The organism is Shewanella vesiculosa, from assembly GCF_009994065.1.
Classification (GTDB): domain Bacteria; phylum Pseudomonadota; class Gammaproteobacteria; order Enterobacterales; family Shewanellaceae; genus Shewanella; species Shewanella vesiculosa.
Map to the genome: position 1 here is coordinate 26,235 of NZ_JAACSD010000013.1, position 16,576 is coordinate 42,810.

The 16,576-nt window shown below is 42.3% G+C and carries 17 protein-coding genes; 1 reads left to right on the top strand and 16 read right to left on the bottom strand.

Annotated features, from left to right (window positions below; genetic code table 11):
- Window positions 1-148 precede the first annotated feature (148 nt).
- From GW828_RS14455 to leuS, 10 genes are all read right to left on the bottom strand, one after another.
- Complete coding sequence (locus GW828_RS14455; protein WP_182698663.1) at window positions 149-961, bottom strand: septal ring lytic transglycosylase RlpA family protein; 813 nt, start codon at window positions 959-961, stop codon at window positions 149-151.
- A complete protein-coding gene (mltB, locus tag GW828_RS14460) occupies window positions 951-1,913 on the bottom strand; it encodes a lytic murein transglycosylase B (protein WP_235781988.1) in 963 nt (320 codons plus the stop codon). Before mltB ends, GW828_RS14455 begins: the two co-directional genes overlap by 11 nt.
- 65 nt (window positions 1,914-1,978) lie before the next feature.
- On the bottom strand, window positions 1,979-3,085 hold the full coding sequence (rodA, locus tag GW828_RS14465; protein WP_124017803.1) for a rod shape-determining protein RodA: 1,107 nt from the start codon (window positions 3,083-3,085) through the stop codon (window positions 1,979-1,981).
- Window positions 3,082-4,938 (bottom strand): penicillin-binding protein 2, encoded by a 1,857-nt coding sequence (mrdA, locus tag GW828_RS14470; RefSeq protein WP_124017804.1) that lies wholly within the window; start codon window positions 4,936-4,938, stop codon window positions 3,082-3,084. The genes rodA and mrdA overlap by 4 nt, the downstream gene beginning before the upstream one ends.
- Window positions 4,939-5,067: 129 nt before the next feature.
- Window positions 5,068-5,538, bottom strand: a complete 471-nt coding sequence (gene rlmH, locus GW828_RS14475) for a 23S rRNA (pseudouridine(1915)-N(3))-methyltransferase RlmH (protein WP_124017805.1) — start codon at window positions 5,536-5,538, stop codon at window positions 5,068-5,070.
- Window positions 5,538-5,867, bottom strand: a complete 330-nt coding sequence (gene rsfS, locus GW828_RS14480) for a ribosome silencing factor (RefSeq protein ID WP_124017806.1) — start codon at window positions 5,865-5,867, stop codon at window positions 5,538-5,540. The genes rlmH and rsfS overlap by 1 nt, the downstream gene beginning before the upstream one ends.
- 160 nt (window positions 5,868-6,027) lie before the next feature.
- Entirely contained in the window at window positions 6,028-6,663 is a 636-nt protein-coding gene (nadD, locus tag GW828_RS14485; protein WP_124017807.1) for a nicotinate-nucleotide adenylyltransferase, read from the bottom strand.
- A 21-nt stretch (window positions 6,664-6,684) separates the two neighbouring features.
- Window positions 6,685-7,719, bottom strand: a complete 1,035-nt coding sequence (gene holA, locus GW828_RS14490) for a DNA polymerase III subunit delta (RefSeq protein WP_182742002.1) — start codon at window positions 7,717-7,719, stop codon at window positions 6,685-6,687.
- Window positions 7,719-8,213 (bottom strand): LPS-assembly lipoprotein LptE, encoded by a 495-nt coding sequence (locus GW828_RS14495; RefSeq protein ID WP_124017809.1) that lies wholly within the window; start codon window positions 8,211-8,213, stop codon window positions 7,719-7,721. Before GW828_RS14495 ends, holA begins: the two co-directional genes overlap by 1 nt.
- A gap of 133 nt (window positions 8,214-8,346) precedes the next feature.
- Window positions 8,347-10,938, bottom strand: a complete 2,592-nt coding sequence (gene leuS, locus GW828_RS14500) for a leucine--tRNA ligase (RefSeq protein WP_182742003.1) — start codon at window positions 10,936-10,938, stop codon at window positions 8,347-8,349.
- Window positions 10,939-11,058: 120 nt separating this feature from the next.
- On the opposite strand from leuS, the gene GW828_RS14505 reads away from it, so the two are divergent.
- Entirely contained in the window at window positions 11,059-11,559 is a 501-nt protein-coding gene (locus tag GW828_RS14505; protein ID WP_124017811.1) for a zinc ribbon-containing protein, read from the top strand.
- A gap of 15 nt (window positions 11,560-11,574) precedes the next feature.
- Here the strand turns inward: GW828_RS14505 and GW828_RS14510 are convergent, their stop codons facing one another.
- The 6 genes from GW828_RS14510 to GW828_RS14535 all read right to left on the bottom strand — a co-directional run bounded on the left by GW828_RS14510 (window position 11,575) and on the right by GW828_RS14535 (window position 16,507).
- Entirely contained in the window at window positions 11,575-11,865 is a 291-nt protein-coding gene (locus GW828_RS14510; protein WP_273058420.1) for a DUF6482 family protein, read from the bottom strand.
- A 96-nt stretch (window positions 11,866-11,961) separates the two neighbouring features.
- The gene (locus GW828_RS14515; protein WP_182698695.1) at window positions 11,962-12,474 is read right to left on the bottom strand and encodes a type II secretion system protein; all 513 of its coding nucleotides are present in this window, start codon (window positions 12,472-12,474) and stop codon (window positions 11,962-11,964) included.
- A gap of 11 nt (window positions 12,475-12,485) precedes the next feature.
- Window positions 12,486-14,048: an apolipoprotein N-acyltransferase gene (lnt, locus tag GW828_RS14520; RefSeq protein WP_273058422.1), complete on the bottom strand. Its 1,563-nt coding sequence runs from the start codon at window positions 14,046-14,048 to the stop codon at window positions 12,486-12,488.
- A 3-nt stretch (window positions 14,049-14,051) separates the two neighbouring features.
- Window positions 14,052-14,930, bottom strand: coding sequence for a CNNM family magnesium/cobalt transport protein CorC (gene corC / locus GW828_RS14525; protein WP_124017814.1), 879 nt, complete (start codon window positions 14,928-14,930; stop codon window positions 14,052-14,054).
- Window positions 14,931-14,975: 45 nt separating this feature from the next.
- Entirely contained in the window at window positions 14,976-15,446 is a 471-nt protein-coding gene (gene ybeY, locus GW828_RS14530; RefSeq protein WP_182742006.1) for an rRNA maturation RNase YbeY, read from the bottom strand.
- The gene (locus GW828_RS14535) at window positions 15,443-16,507 is read right to left on the bottom strand and encodes a PhoH family protein (RefSeq protein WP_182698670.1); all 1,065 of its coding nucleotides are present in this window, start codon (window positions 16,505-16,507) and stop codon (window positions 15,443-15,445) included. Before GW828_RS14535 ends, ybeY begins: the two co-directional genes overlap by 4 nt.
- Window positions 16,508-16,576 lie beyond the last annotated feature (69 nt).

A 16,576-nucleotide genomic window follows, 5' to 3' on the forward strand; every position in this document is an offset into this window, starting at 1 on the left:
TTAGCACGTCTCTAGTTAGTCGAAGAAAAGACAAAGATCGATTGGTATAATGATAGATTATACATTAGTAGGCAGTCATTTCGCATTAAGGTTCATTCATCCAATGTAAATGAACCTTAATGTTGTCATTTAGTGCCGTTATTGTGGTTTACGGTACGATAAAGCTTTGTGGATAGCCATCAGCTTGGACACGATCGAGCAACTTATTCGTTAGATGAATTTGCTGTATGGGTCCTAACTGTAATTTATGCATACCATTAACGGATGTTACCCGAGAGGTTACGGCATATTTAGTTTCTAACTGTTTAGCCAACATATTGATGCGAAGTTTATCTTGTGAGGCGGCAACTTGAATAAAATGATTATCGTTATCTTTTAAATCGCTGATAACTCGCTCTTCTGGTGACGGAATGTAAACGGTTTCGATGGCCACCTTTGCCGTTCCTCTTGCCAGCATACCTAAGTGATAAGCCGCCGCATAAGAAAGATCAATCACTCGACCATGATGAAATGGTCCACGATCGTTAACACGGACAATAATTTGCTTATTATTCTCTAAGTTAGTCACTTTAACATAACTCGGTAAGGGCAAGTTTTTATGTGCTGCAGACATGGTATACATATCATAGGTTTCACCATTTGACGTTAAATGGCCATGAAACTTTGAACCATACCATGAGGCATTACCTTGTTCTTTAAAGCCCTTGCCACTGTCGAGCACTTGATAGCTTTTACCTAATACAGTGTAGTTTCGATTGCCTTGTCTGCTGTAAGGTTCGTATTTAGGCTGGGCATTTTTCACCAAACTAACGTCTGGTGCGTCATCTGGATAACGGTCATTAGCCATTTGATAACGGCTTTTTTTACCTGAAGTGTTTTTCCCTGCCTCATTTGATGAGCAGCCTAACAGTAATAGACTGCTTAGTATCATTAGCAGGATGAAACGGCAATTAAAGTCCATGTTGATTTACCGATTTGTAATGTGCATTAAGTTGTTGGCTGAATTGATATACCGCCATGGCATAAAGTGGGCTTCTGTTATATCGGGTAATGACATAAAAGTTTTTCAGTCCTAGCCAATACTCTGCTTTATCAGGTTGATCTAATTTGATTAATAAGGCTTTTTGAGAAGCATCCAAATCTTGGTTATCGGCTAAACTTAATGTCGGGCTAAGAATATCCGCTACCTTGTAGTGCAGCTTTTCTTTAGTCCAAACATTAGCCTTAGGGGCTGTGCTTGAGGTGTGATTGAGCAATAGCGCCACAGGTTGGCCTTTTTGCCAACCGTGTTGATGAAAATAGTTCGCTACACTGCCAATGGCATCGGCTTTACTGGTTAATAAATCTCGGCGACCGTCACCGTCAAAGTCGACAGCATAATGGCGATAACTTGAAGGGATAAATTGACCATAACCCATAGCGCCAGCATATGAACCTTTTAAGGTGCTGTTATCAAGCTTTTCTTCTTTGATTAGTGCCATTAAATTTGCGTATTCACTGCGAAAAAATGTAGCTCTTGGTGGATAATAAAAACCTAAAGTATAGAGTGCATCTTGTACACGATAGTTACCCATATAGCCGCCATAAAAGGTTTCGATACCGATAATGGCAACAATAATTTGCGGGTCAACGTTAAATTTTTCAGCAGCTTGGCTAATAACCACCTGGTTTTCTTGCCAGAATGCTAAGCCTTTTTCAAGGCGCTTGTCGGTAAGGAAAATAGGATAATATTGGTGCCAAGGTTTGGCTTCCCAAGGTTTAGTCATGGCATCTATGATGCTCTGGTCGAAGGTGGACGTCGATAGGAAATGTTCTACATCTGCTTTACTGGCGCCTTTTTCGACCTGTTGTTTCACAAATGCATTTTGCAATGCTTGAGGATCATTTTCTGTTGCCGCGTTGAGGTTGAACATAATGCTGCAAAGTAGTGTAAAGCTGGCGATTTGAGCGGTTATTTTTATCATAGTTAAAGTTGATCCTATCGGTCGACAAATCGTCTGTGGGTGTGAATGCTCATTAAAATACCGAAGCCCGTCATTAAGGTTAGCATGGAGGTTCCACCATAACTTATCAGTGGTAAAGGTACGCCAACCACAGGTAAAATACCTGATACCATACCAATGTTAACAAACACGTAAACGAAGAATGTTAAGGTAATACTTCCGGCCAACAAGCGTGCAAAGCTAGTCTGTGCTCGTGAAGCGATAACTAAACCTCTGCCAATCACAAATAAATACATAGCAAGTAATACTAAGCTGCCAATAAGTCCAAACTCTTCGCCTATCACGGCAAAGATGAAGTCAGTATGTCGCTCAGGTAAAAACTCTAATTGTGATTGAGTGCCATCAAGCCAACCTTTCCCCCAGATCCCACCAGAGCCAATGGCAATTTTAGATTGGATGATATGATAACCCGCGCCTAAAGGATCTTGTTCAGGATTAAATAAGGTTAATACGCGAGTACGCTGATAATCGTGCATCAAGAAGAACCACAACACAGGTAAAAAGATCAGAATAGCGGCGATAAACCCGCCTACAATTAACCAGCTCATACCCGACAAAAACAGGACGAAGACCCCTGATGCTGCCACTAAAATAGAGGTGCCTAAGTCAGGTTGTTTGGCGATTAATAGTGTTGGGATCAGTAAAATAATCACCCCGCCAGCTAAGTAGCGTTTTTTGGGCGGTAATGGGAACTTACTGATGTACCAAGCCATGGTGATCGGGAAGGCCAGTTTAATCAATTCCGATGGCTGAAACTCCATGAAACCGAGATTTAACCAACGCTGTGCGCCTTTATTAATGGTGCCAAATAACTCTACGCCCAACAGCAATATTATTCCGGCAATATAAATAGGGAATGCCCAGCGTCTGAGTATTTCAGGGTTGATTTGTGCAAAACAAAACATCACGCCTAGGGATAGCGTCATCCGTACTAGTTGACGCTCCATCATGGCAGGATCTTCACCACTGGCGGAGTAAATAATAAAAAGCCCGAACCCCATTAGTATTAATAAGCCAATGAGCAATGGCAGATCTATATGGATGCTCTGCCAAAACGATTTTTGATACGGATGATTATTCATGGTTTTACCGCCCATTCGTCGCGTAACATATATTCATCGAGTAATGCTCTTGCGACCGGTCCGGCATTTTTTCCACCCCATCCCGCATTTTCAAGTACCACAGCCAAAACAATACGAGGATTTTCATAAGGTGCATAAGCAACCACTAATGCATTATCGCGTAAGTGATCCGCTACTGTGTCGGCATTATACTTTTGATCTTTACCAACACTAAATACTTGTGCCGTACCTGTTTTCATCGCCGCGGTATAACTTGCATCCGTAAAGTGCGATTTATCCGCAGTTTGGCGCATAGCCTCATTAATGATGTCCCAATTATTTGGATCTTTAAGTTCTATTGGTATTTGCTCATCAATGGGAGAATCAATTTTAACGGTACTATTTTTAAAGGATTTTAATAGATGAGGTGTAAATCGCTTACCTTTATTAGCCATAATGGTGACCGCATTAGCAAGCTGTAACGGGGTCGTGGTCCAATAGCCTTGGCCAATACCAACCGAAATGGTATCGCCGTTATACCAAGGCTGATTATAACGCATTCTTTTCCAGTCTCTAGAGGGCATAACACCATCAGATTCTTCAAAAATATCAATGCCAGTGCTTCTACCAAAGCCAAAGCGATCCATAAAGATAGCCATTTTATCAATGCCAACTTTGTAGACAAGGTCGTAAAAGAAAATATCACAGGACTCGACAATGGCATGGTAGATATCTACCCAGCCGTGGCCCCATTTCTTCCAATCGCCCCATTTACGATCGACTCCGGGCATTTGCCAATAGCCAGGATCCCAAATACGTGTACGTTCACTAATGATTTTTTCTTCTAAACCAAGTAATGCCACATGTGGCTTGATCGTTGATGCTGGAGAGTATTGCCCTTGGGTTGCACGGTTAATTAATGGCCGCGATTTATCATTTAAGAGGTCATTATAGGCTTTAGAGGTAATGCCATGAACAAATGGATTAGGATCATATGATGGGCTGGAGATCATCGCTAAAACACCGCCATCTCTGGGATCTATTGCGACAACAGAGCCTTTTCGGCCATCTAACAGTTCCATGGCTTTTTGCTGTAGTTTGAGATCGAGTGTGAGATAGATATCTTGTCCCGGTGTCGGCGGTGTGACTTTGAGTGTACGGATCACTCTGCCACGATTATTCACTTCTTCTTCGAGGTGACCAGGAGTGCCATGAAGCAAACTTTCATAAAATTTTTCAATACCTTGCTTACCAATATCTTTGGTTGCAGCATAGTTTTTCCACTGACTACCTTTTTCAAGTAATGCTTTATCTCGGGTATTAATTTTGCCCACATAGCCAAGTACATGGGTCAATAATGCATTGTAAGGGTAATGACGCTTAAGGCCCGCTTCAACGTAAATACCGGGAAATTTATATTGATTGACACTAAAAATAGCGACTTCTTCGTCTGTTAACTTACTTTTGATGGTTAACGGTTTAAAGCGACGATGAAACTTTAGGTTTTCAGTGATACTTTCGCGATCATCTTCTGAAAGTTCAATGAAGCTATTAAGCTCATCTAACGTCGCTGTCATATCATCGACTTTCTCTGGGATGAGTTCTAGAGAGTAATAAGGTTGGTTTTCGGCTAATAGCACGCCATTACGGTCATAAATAAGTCCTCTACTTGGTGGCGTAGGAACGACCCGAATACGGTTATCATTTGACCGAGTTTCATAATCTTTATAGGAGACAACTTGAAGATGATAAAGATTGGAAAATAATATGCAGAGTAATATAAATACGCAAAGAAAAGTGAAGAATGCCCGGCGCTTAAATAGCGCGGCTTCTGCGGCGTGATCATGCATGGTAATGCGCTTTTTTGGCGGCACTTATGCTATCCCCGTCGTGACCAAATTAAAGGTTAGATTATTAAAGGCCACAGTATCAGCTGATAAAAATGAAAAATAGAGCTGCATGATAATCATTATCTGTAAACTAAGTTATTCATGCGACTGAATTTATTCTCTATGATACGGATGATTGTTATTGACGCTCCAAGCTCGGTATAGGCTTTCTGCTACGATAACCCTAACCAAAGGATGAGGTAGGGTTAGTGCAGATAAACACCAGCTTTGGTTGGCCGCCTCTTTACAAGCAGGTGAAAGTCCTTCTGGGCCACCAATCAACAAACTGACGTCTCTACCATCGAGTTGCCACTTTGTCATTTGCTCGGCAAGCTCTGGTGTTGTCCAATTTTTGCCGGGTAAATCTAAGCTGACAATGTGGTTACCTTTGGCTACTGCCGCTAGCATTAGTTCGCCTTCCTTATTTAAAATTCGGGCGATATCGGCATTTTTTCCGCGCTTCCCTGCTGGGATTTCGATGAGTTCCAAGGCCATATCTCTAGGGAAACGGCGTTGGTATTCTTCGAAGCCTCGGGTTACCCAATCGGGCATTTTGGTGCCAACGGCAATAAGCTGTAACTTCATTAGACGTTATGTTCAGACCACAGTTTTTCAAGCTCGTAATAATCACGAGTTTGTTCTTGCATCACGTGCAGAATAACAGAGCCTAAATCAACTAAAACCCATTCGCTGCTGTCACGACCTTCAACCCCAAGAGGTTGTACGCCTGCGTCTTTTGCTGACACGATCACGTGCTCACCAATAGAACGAACGTGTGTTTTCGACGTACCAGTACAAATGATCATGGTGTCGGTAATAGTTGACCGCTTAGAAACATCGATAACAGTAATATTTTTTGCTTTTAAATCATCGACTTTGTCGATAACGAAATCTTTTAGTTCGGTGCCTTGCACGCGAAGTACCTCATAAGTAAAAATTAACGGAGTATTATACTCAAATTCACTGTTAATGCGCAATTAAGCAGGCGTAAACAACGATAGAATTAATTTAGCGCCCGATACTGAGCGGATTCATAATCCTGCTCATGAGCTCATCGCTGTAGGACTTGCGGTGCTAAATATAGAGTTGATGTTGGCGAATATAATCGATTGTCGTTTGCGGTAACACTGTGCTGATATCAATATTTTGAGCTAATCGCTGACGAACTTCAGTTGAGGAGATATCGATTAACTGGCTGTTGATGCAAAATATTCTTCCATGTTTGCTATGGGAATTTGATGTGAGGTAGTCGGTATTGGCTTGTCTAAATAATAACTCTTTGGTCATTTCACTGTGGGTATCAATTGTCCACCCGGGACGTTGACAGAGTGCGATATGGCATAGATTAAACAAGGATTGCCATTGGTACCATAATGGCAGTTGAACAAATGAGTCCATTCCCATAATGAAAAAGAATTCTTCATCAGGATACAGTTCAGTCAGCAATGATAGCGTAGTGACACTGTAAGAGGGCGTGTCACGCTTAATTTCAATATCACATAGTTCAAATTCTGGATACTGCAGACAAACTAATTTCACCATTTCAAGTCGATGATGGCTGCTAACCACTGTGGTCTTTTTGTGTGGTGGGATGTGATTGGGCATTAACCAAATCTGATCTAAATTAAGTTGCTGTTTTACTTCTAGTGCAGGATTGATATGCCCTAGATGGATGGGGTCGAATGTGCCCCCCAATATACCAATACGCATTCGCTGTCCTTAGTTTTGGTCTCAGTCAGTGAGTTCAATATGGGCTAAACGCTTATGTGCCCGTGGGTCGAATAAAATGCATAAATGACTTAGACCGATCCAATCTTCATGGCCTTTTTGTTTGAGATTTAGTTCTAATTGAGAGGCAAACGCGAGCATGTGCTCAATGTGGTCCAAATCTAATCGCGTTATTGCAGCTTGATAAAGTGGTTTACGTTTATCCCAAATGCGGTGTTGGCCCCATAACTTACTCAGTTGCTCACCATTATGCAGCGCCAGCTTTAACGTGAGTAGTAGGTTAATCTCTTTAAATAAAGCCCACATTAAAATAGGCATAGCTGTGCCTTCTGCCTGCAACTGCGCCAACATGTGTTGCGCATGTTTTTGGTGATTGCCTAATATGGCATCACAGAGTTGAAACACACTAAAACGAGATTGATCCTCAAAATATTCACTCAGTTGCTCTGGAGTAATATTTTGCTTAGGGCTGAGCAGTTGTAACAATTGCATTGCTTGCTCACCAGCCAGTAAATTACCTTCAAATAAAGTAAACAACATCGTTTTAGCATCATGGTGAACAGTCAGCTGATAATGAGTAATACGGCTGTCTAACCAGCGTTCAAACTGTTTACCTTCAGGGGTGGCGCAAGGTAAATAGATGCCTTTGGCATCGAGTGATTTAAACCATTTACTATTGGTTTGTTCAGCACTGGCTTTAGGGCCTTGAACGATCAGTAGCATATCTGGATTGGGATGTTGTAACAGCGTCTGAAATGCCGCCGCGCCCTCAATACCGGGTTTACCCTGTGGCAGGGTTAATTCAATAATCCGTCGGCTAGCAAATAAACTCATTGCTTGCCATTCTTGGACTAGATCGCCCCAATTAAAGCCGGTTTCTTGACTGAGTTGAACGCGTTCTTCAAAGCCCTGTTTTTTAGCCGCACTCAGAATGTGCTGTTTACTGTTTTCGATTAACCATGGGTCATCGCCAAACAGTAAAAAGCATTGTGGTAGGGGCGAGAGGTGTTGCTTGAGTTGATCCGGATAAACCCGCATTACTCAGCTCCGATTGACGCCAAAGTCTGAATGATATAATCGGCTGCTTGTACTCGCATTTCTTTAACTAACAACTCCATTTCCCGACTTTTTGCTAATGCAGTTCGTGGGTCGTCTTGATAGTCACGGCGGATTTCAGTATCAAAGTCTTGTGGATCTTGTCCCGGTAAGGTGACCGAATAATGCACTAAATAGATCAGCTCATATTCGGCGACATTCCCAGTGGGATAAAGTGATAATGTGGCGCGTTCGAGTGAGTCATTGATTAATCGAAGTGTCGGTGTTTCTTGTGCAGCATCGACAAGGCTAATGCGGTTGATGCGCAACCTATCACGCACTAAGCGAGTTAACTCACTGTATTCATCGCTACTGGTTAAATGTAATTCAGCTAATTCAGCAGGGATGGAATAACTGCGTTGGAGTTTGAAGCCGCATCCTGCACTGGTTAGTAACACCAATGTCATTATGGCTAAACAGATTTTTTTGGCTAGCATAGTGAAGGTAGGCATCCTTGTTATTACATGGTTAAAATAAATAACTTACCGCGGTTTCATCCGCGGTAAGTTATAACACTGCAGTCTTATCACTATAATCAAATTGAGATTACTTTATCTCAATGAGATCAGTTTAGTTAGCGACAATACTGAGTAGTTTACCTGGCACGTAGATCACTTTACGAACGGTTAATCCTTCAGTGTGCTTTTGGACATATTCATCATTCATGCCTAAGGCTTCAACATCTTCTTTTGATGCATCAGCGGCTACAGTGATTTTTGCACGCACTTTACCGTTAACTTGCACCACAATCAGTTTACTGTCTTCAACTAATGCAGACTCATCCACTTCTGGCCAGCGGCTGTCTTCAATGTTGCCTTGGTGACCTAATTCGTTCCATAAGGTAAAGGTGATGTGAGGCACGATAGGGTAAAGCAAACGAGTAACAGCAGACAAGGCTTCAGCGAGCAAGGCGCGGTCTTGAGCTGTTTCTTGTGATGCTTTCAGTAAATGGTTCATCAGTTCCATTACAGAGGCCACTGCAGTGTTAAACATTTGACGACGGGCAATGTCATCACTGACTTTAGCAATCGTCTTATGTAATTCACGGCGTAACGCTTTTTGATCAGCATTTAATTTGCTGGTATCTAATGCTTCTGTTTTACCCGCTGCAACATGATCGTTGGCTAATTTCCAGAAACGTTTAATGAAGCGATGTGCTCCTTCAACGCCAGACTCTTGCCATTCGAGGGTTAATTCAGGTGGCGAGGCAAACATCATGAATAAACGGACTGTGTCAGCGCCGTATTTTTCGACCATCACTTGCGGGTCAATACCGTTGTTCTTCGACTTAGACATTTTGCTCATGCCGGTGTAAACCAGTTCATGACCTTGATTATCTACCGCCTTAAGAATACGGCCTTTGTCGTCTTTTTCTTCTACAGTCACTTCCAAAGGTGATACCCAAACACGGGCACCTTTTTCGTTGATGTAGTAGTAAGCATCGGCTAATACCATGCCTTGAGTCAGTAGTTGCTTTGCCGGTTCATCGCTGTTGACTAAGCCTGCATCACGCAACAACTTATGGAAGAAGCGGAAATACAACAAATGCATACAAGCGTGTTCGATACCACCAATGTACTGATCTACTGGTAACCAGTAGTTTGCTTTGGCAGGATCTAACATTTCATCAGCATGCGGGCTACAGTAACGAGCGTAGTACCAAGATGATTCCATAAAGGTATCAAAGGTATCGGTTTCGCGCATTGCTGGCTGACCGTTAACTGTGGTTTCGGCCCAAGCCTTATCGGCTTTAATTGGGCTTTGGATACCGTCCATTACCACATCTTCTGGCAAAATAACGGGCAGTTGATCTGCTGGCGTTGGCAACACAGTTCCATCAGCTAGGGTAACCATTGGGATTGGTGCGCCCCAATAACGTTGACGAGAAACACCCCAGTCACGTAAACGGTAATTGACTTGGCGTTTACCTTTACCTTCTGCGGTTAATCTAGCATCAATGGCTTCAAAGGCTGCTTGGAAGTCTAAACCGTCAAGTTCAGGGAAAGCATCACCCGAGTTAAATACCACGCCTTTGTCACTATAGGCTTCTTTGCTGATGTCCAATTCGCCTTCAACAGGCTTGATCACCGCTTCGATAGCAAGCTTGTATTTAAGGGCAAATTCATAATCGCGCTGATCATGAGCGGGAACAGACATCACAGCACCAGTGCCGTAATTCATTAATACAAAGTTAGCCACCCAAATAGGCACCAATTTGCCACTAATTGGATGAATCGCTTGTAAGCCAGTAGCCACACCTTTTTTCTCCATTGAAGCCATTGCTGCTTCAGTGGTATCGGCGTTTTTGCACTCTTCTAAAAATTCAGCCAGTTGTGGATTATTTTCAGCAGCTTGTATTGCTAATGGATGACCTGCTGCAATTGCAACATAGGTGACGCCCATTAACGTATCCGGACGAGTGGTATAGATATCAAACGTAGCCTGGCTATCAGCAACGGCAAACGTCATTTCTATGCCTTCGCTACGGCCAATCCAGTTACGCTGCATAGACTTAACCTGTTCAGGCCAGCCATCTAAGGTATCGATATCGTTAAGTAATTCTTCAGCGTAATCGGTAATTTTAATAAACCACTGCGGAATTTCTTTTTGAATAACTGGAGTATCACAACGCCAGCAACAACCGTCTTGTACCTGCTCATTTGCCAGCACAGTTTCATCATTTGGACACCAGTTAACTGATGAGGTTTTTTTGTACACTAAGCCTTTTTCATACAACTTAGTGAAAAACCATTGTTCCCAACGATAGTATTCAGGGGTACAGGTGGCGATTTCACGACTCCAATCATAACCAAATCCTAATAACTTAAGTTGGTTCTTCATGTAGTCGATGTTTTCATATGTCCAAGGCGCTGGAGAGGTCTTGTTATTGATCGCGGCATTTTCTGCAGGCAGACCAAATGAGTCCCAACCAATCGGTTGCAAAACATTTTTACCTTGTAAACGTTGATATCGTGCCACTACATCGCCTATTGTGTAGTTGCGGACGTGACCCATGTGAAGACGACCTGAAGGATAAGGAAACATTGAAAGACAATAAAACTTCTCTTTGCTTTCATCTTCAGTAACTTCAAATGTTTTATGTTCGTGCCAGTGCTTTTGCACTAAGGCTTCAATTTCTGAGGGATTATATAGCTCTTGCATCAATCTATTTCCGGCAATGCCGCCCATTGTTTGATCTAACGCTCAGCAGCGAGATTTATAACTGCATAGAATAAACCAGAAGTGATCTATTAAAAAGGTGCGTATTAAGGAGTATTACTTATGAGTGGAAAAAGTTCAGCACTATTAGCCTTATATCAGTCACTATTCGAACAGGTGAAAACTACGTTTGACCAAGATAACTCATTGACAGCGAAGAGCTTATTCAAGTCAGTGACCCAGGGTAAAGAGTATTTAAAACTTAAATCTCATTCCGATGAAGAAGAGCTCGCATTAGTAGAAGAATTTTTAAAGCGAGACATAGCAGCTTTCTTAAATGAGGAAAATGCCGATAATTTGAGTTATAGCCCTATGGTTATTGGGATTGAAAATACATTATGGCAGTGGTTGAGCGAGATAACGGATCGAAGCCAAGTGGAGTGGCACGAGTTGTTACAAGATTTTAAACATCATGGGGTTTATAAGTCTGGGGAAATCATTAACCAAGGCAAACTGACCTGTAATAAGTGTGGTCATCAAATGCAAATTGATTTTCCAGGGGTAATCCCCGACTGCCCAAAATGTGATTACAACGAGTTTTCACGGGAGCCGTTAACGCCATAATTGGTAACTTAACGCTTAAAACTCTACTCGGTAATAGCAGTGGCTTGCACTGCTGTTACCGACCATCTCATCATATGCTGTTTGCATTTCTATCATGGCGTAACTGATCCCTTGTTGTTTAAGCAATTCTTCGGCTTGTTTTATTGAGTTGAAACATAATGGCTTGCCGTCTCTATCATGAGCACGTTGAAAATTGCCATCAAGATCTTTAAGACCCAGTAGGTAATGATTTGAGTCTGCGTAGCTAATAATGGTGGGATGTTGAGTTTGTTCAGCAATGGCTAGCTTTATTTCAGATAGTTGCATAATAACCTCTAATAGTGGTTTGTTAAGGTTATTACGTCGCAAACTTGAGGCTAGTTCAATTTTTATACTGCAATCGGTCGCAATGACGGATTTTGGTTAGCAACCGCTTGATACTATCTGGTATTGGGGACCTGTATTTGCGTCAACGGCTTGGGTGTAAGAGAAGTAGCAATTATCATTGGTTACTTGGCCATTACCATCTTTATCATAGCCGATATAAGTAAAATCAACACCTTGATATTGAACGGTAAAGACGTCATCTATGGTGATCCATTTTTCGACATCTGTGTTATCTAAATAGCCCCATTTTAATCGTGTTTCAAATAGACCATCATTGTCGATATCAATATCGATCAAGTCATCGCGATTTTGAACGGCTTGCACGTTTAGGCTGGTCATTTTTGATCGAGCATACACTAAACTATTGGCGGTTTTGGCACTGCTCATTATGCCAGATAGGGCCTGTTGTCTCGCTTCTGAACTGAGGCCAATAAATTTAGGCGCAGCAACAACCGCTAAAACACCTAGAATGATGATTACCACAACCAATTCAATTAGGGTAAACCCTTGGGATAAATAATTTTTTTTGAGTTGAATCGATTGTGACATCATATTAGCCATTATTTACGTAAATAGTTTATTACACCCAATAATACTAACAAGCCACACAGTATCAGCAAGGGTAATTGACCTATCTTTCGAAACCAAGTTTGTCCTTGAAACAGTTGAATATTGGTCACAAGTACTCCAGCTTCAAATTGAGGAATCGCATCTGTGATACGTCCGTGTGGGTCAACGACGGCAGTAATGCCATTATTGGTTCCCCGCAATAGTGGTTTACCCATTTCAATGGCGCGCATCTGCGCTATTTCCATGTGCTGTAATGGGCCATCTGACGCACCAAACCAAGCATCGTTTGATACCGTAAGCAGCATATCTGTTTCGTCGGTTACACTCGCCCTTACTTGTTCTGGGAAGGCTATCTCATAACAAATTGCCGGAGCGATATGGTAACCGAGTGCGACTAAATTAGGCTGGGTATAGTCACCTCGTTGAAAAGATGACATCGGTAAATTAAAAAATGGTGCGATAGGGCGTAATAAACTGGCAAACGGGACAAACTCACCAATAGGCAATAAATGATGTTTTTTAAACTGGTTACTGCCATCACCAATGTAGTCAGCGCTTTGTTGGTGCTTTTGATGATAATTACCGAGTACGATTAATGAGTTAAAAAAGTCTTGTTGCTGGTGGCTAATAATGCCAGTAACAATTGCCGTGTTGTTAATGCTGGCCACTTTACTGACATCCATTAGAAAGTCTTCCACCATGGCTTCTGGTGCTGGAATGGCGGCTTCTGGCCAAATAACAATATCGACACTGGACGCATCATCAAATTGCTCGCGGGTCATGTCCATGTACTTCAGCATGGTTGGCCACAATGCATCGGGTTCCCACTTCATACTTTGGGGAATATTGCCCTGTACTAATGCCACTTTAACTGTTTTGCCACTGGTAGAAATAGGGTTGAGTAATGGTGCAGCCCACGCACTCAATGCCAAAATAGGTAATATAACCAACACAGGGAAGATGCGTTTTTGGGTTAATAGTATCAAAGAGCCCGCCACCAATGCGACGATAAAGCTCAGCCCCAAGGCACCAATAAAACTGGCTAATTCACTTAGCGGGCCTAATGTTTGGCTGTAGCCGGCCCAAATCCAAGGAAAACCTGTAAATACCCATCCGCGTAACCATTCTGTTAGGACCCATAATGCTGGAAATAGACCAAGATAAGTGAAGTAGGGATTTAAAGTGTATTTAGATGTGCGAGATAACTTGCTGAGTAAATATCCAGCTATGGCGGGATAAATCGCCAGATACATTGCTAGGATCGCCATTAACGTTATCGATACAAAAATCGGCATACCGCCGAAAGTATCAATACTGACATGCACCCAGCTAATGCCAATTGCAAAACAACCAAAACCGAAACTGAGCCAGTAATATAAACTTTGTTTAGCGGTTAATGTCTGGCTCTGCCATAGAGCAAAACTTAATGCTAAAGGAAATATGGCCCAAATTTCATAAGGCGCAAACGATAATGCCGTACTGGCGCCAGCAATAAATGCCGCCACCAGACGGACAATACTCAAAGAAGAGTATAGAGATTGAGTTTTTAGCACGATTTAGTCGTCGAATTCTTCACTAATATTAGGGTCTGGCAGTTTAACACGAAGTTGCACCAAACGGCGGTTATCAGCGTTAATCACTTTGAACTCAATATTATTAATCACGATGCTTTCATTACGTTCTGGTAAGTGGCCAAATGCATGCGACACCATGCCACCAACGGTATCAAATTCTTCATCGCTGAAGTTGGTGCCACACGCTTCGTTAAAATCTTCAATTTCAGTGAGCGCTTTGACCATAAATACTGTGTTACTGAGCTTTTTAATTTCAGTGTCTTCAACCGAATTGTGATCAAATTCATCTTCAATTTCACCGACAATCTCTTCGAGAATATCTTCAATCGTCACTAAGCCTGATACCCCACCATATTCATCGACAACAATGGCCATGTGGTAGCGTTGCGAACGGAATTCTTTGAGTAGTACGTCGACTCTTTTACTTTCAGGTACCACCACTGCAGGGCGTATAACTTGGGCAAGAGTAAAGTTTTCATCAGATTGTTTGAAGCCGTATTTGATCAAATCTTTAGCCAGTAAAATGCCTTCAATATGATCTTTATCTTCATTAACAACCGGGAAGCGAGAGTGACCTGAATCCATGACAATTTCTAAAAACTCATCGACGGTCGAGTCTATTTGAATGGTAACAATTTGCGCTCTTGGTATCATAATGTCGCGCACACGAAGGTCAGAAACCTCTAATACACCTTTAATCATTTCGCGTGTGTCTTCTGTAATGAGGTCGCGCATTTCGGCACCTGCAATCACATCAACTAAATCTTCGCGATTTTGAGGTTCGCCCTGAAATAGCTGGTTAATTTTATCGAACCAGGTTTTCTTGTGGGCGTTTGTACTCGGGGGGATATCGTCACTCATAATATTTACCTAAACAGGGCTATCTATAAGATATTCCTTGTTTATTTATGCTTCCTTATAGGGGTTTGTAAAACCTAAGCCTTCAACAAGTTGGGTCTCTAATGACTCCATCTCATCGGCTTCTTGGTCGATAATATGGTCATAACCCAGCAAATGCAAGCAGCCGTGTATGACCATGTGTGCCCAGTGTGCGTTTAGCGGTTTATTTTGCTCAATGGCTTCCTGTTCCACCACGTGTGCACAGATAACCAGATCACCTAATAATGGCAATTCAACCTCAGGTGGTGCTTCAAACGGGAATGACAACACGTTGGTCGGTTTGTCTTTACCGCGATAGGTTAAATTGAGTAGCTGACTTTCAGCAACTTCAACAATGCGAATCGTTAATTCCACTTCAGGCATTGTCTGCCCCACTGCGGTACGTACCCAAGTTTCAAATTCTGCTTGAGTCGGTAAATTCAGATTGTTCACTGCAATTTGCAGGTCAAGATCGAGTGATATCATGGGCTGACTCATTGAGGGCTGGCTTCTTTTTCAAGTAATTGACGTTTTTGCTCACGTTCACGATAAGCTTGCTCTTTGGCCGCTTTTTCGAGTTGTTCTTGTTGCTCGAACGCTTCGTACGCTTCAACAATTCTTGCTACAACAGGATGGCGAACCACATCTTGGGCGACAAAGAAGTTAAAGCTGATTTCAGATACTTTGCTGAGAACCTCAATGGCATGACGCAAACCAGACTTTTGACTACGGGGTAAATCTATTTGGGTGATATCACCGGTGATCACCGCGCGCGAATTAAATCCAATACGGGTTAAGAACATTTTCATTTGTTCAACCGTAGTGTTTTGCGCTTCATCTAAAATAATAAACGCATCATTAAGAGTGCGGCCGCGCATATAAGCCAGTGGGGCCACTTCAATCACGCCGCGTTCAATTAACTTTTCAACTTTCTCAAAACCCATCATTTCAAACAAAGCATCGTAAAGAGGGCGTAGATAAGGATCGACTTTCTGGCTTAAATCGCCGGGTAAAAAACCGAGTTTCTCGCCCGCTTCAACCGCTGGACGCGTTAATAGAATACGGCGCACTTCTTGACGTTCATAGGCATCAACTGCCGCAGCAACTGCAAGGTAGGTTTTACCGGTACCAGCAGGGCCAATACCAAAACTGATGTCGTGACGAGTAATGTTATGCATGTACACACTTTGATTGGGTGTACGAGGTTTAATCACGCCACGTTTGGTTTTTATATGAATACTCGTGTCGTCGTTGTCTTGTTCCGCCTCAAGGTTAATCGCTTCTTGAATGGCTAAATGAACCACTTCAGGTTCTAAGTCCGGAGTGCTACCTTTGACGGTTTGAGTTTCAATGTATAACTGACGTAACAAATTATTGGCATTGAGGGCATTACGTGGCAAACCGACAATCGTAAAATGGTTGTCTTTATGGACAATCTCAACGCCTAATCGGCGTTCAAGTTGTTTGATGTTGTCATCAAATGGACCGCATAATGACACGAGGCGGCGAGTATCTGCAGGTTCTAGATACAAATTCATGGTGGTGACTTTAGTGGTCAAATAAGGCTCCAGGTGTCGAATTAGGACAAAAATAATGGCTTGTAAATGCCATACTACAGTAATGACAGT

Excerpts from the sequence above, each read along its gene's own strand:
- GW828_RS14505 (WP_124017811.1), top strand. The coding sequence starts at position 11,059 with ATGAGTGGAAAAAGTTCAGCACTATTAGCCTTATATCAGTCACTATTC.
- mltB (WP_235781988.1), bottom strand. The coding sequence starts at position 1,913 with ATGTTCAACCTCAACGCGGCAACAGAAAATGATCCTCAAGCATTGCAA.
- GW828_RS14455 (WP_182698663.1), bottom strand. The coding sequence starts at position 961 with ATGGACTTTAATTGCCGTTTCATCCTGCTAATGATACTAAGCAGTCTA.
- holA (WP_182742002.1), bottom strand. The coding sequence starts at position 7,719 with ATGCGGGTTTATCCGGATCAACTCAAGCAACACCTCTCGCCCCTACCA.
- GW828_RS14515 (WP_182698695.1), bottom strand. The coding sequence starts at position 12,474 with ATGTCACAATCGATTCAACTCAAAAAAAATTATTTATCCCAAGGGTTT.
- rlmH (WP_124017805.1), bottom strand. The coding sequence starts at position 5,538 with ATGAAGTTACAGCTTATTGCCGTTGGCACCAAAATGCCCGATTGGGTA.
- leuS (WP_182742003.1), bottom strand. The coding sequence starts at position 10,938 with ATGCAAGAGCTATATAATCCCTCAGAAATTGAAGCCTTAGTGCAAAAG.
- corC (WP_124017814.1), bottom strand. The coding sequence starts at position 14,930 with ATGAGTGACGATATCCCCCCGAGTACAAACGCCCACAAGAAAACCTGG.
- nadD (WP_124017807.1), bottom strand. The coding sequence starts at position 6,663 with ATGCGTATTGGTATATTGGGGGGCACATTCGACCCCATCCATCTAGGG.
- rodA (WP_124017803.1), bottom strand. The coding sequence starts at position 3,085 with ATGAATAATCATCCGTATCAAAAATCGTTTTGGCAGAGCATCCATATA.
- GW828_RS14510 (WP_273058420.1), bottom strand. The coding sequence starts at position 11,865 with ATGCAACTATCTGAAATAAAGCTAGCCATTGCTGAACAAACTCAACAT.
- GW828_RS14495 (WP_124017809.1), bottom strand. The coding sequence starts at position 8,213 with ATGCTAGCCAAAAAAATCTGTTTAGCCATAATGACATTGGTGTTACTA.
- ybeY (WP_182742006.1), bottom strand. The coding sequence starts at position 15,446 with ATGAGTCAGCCCATGATATCACTCGATCTTGACCTGCAAATTGCAGTG.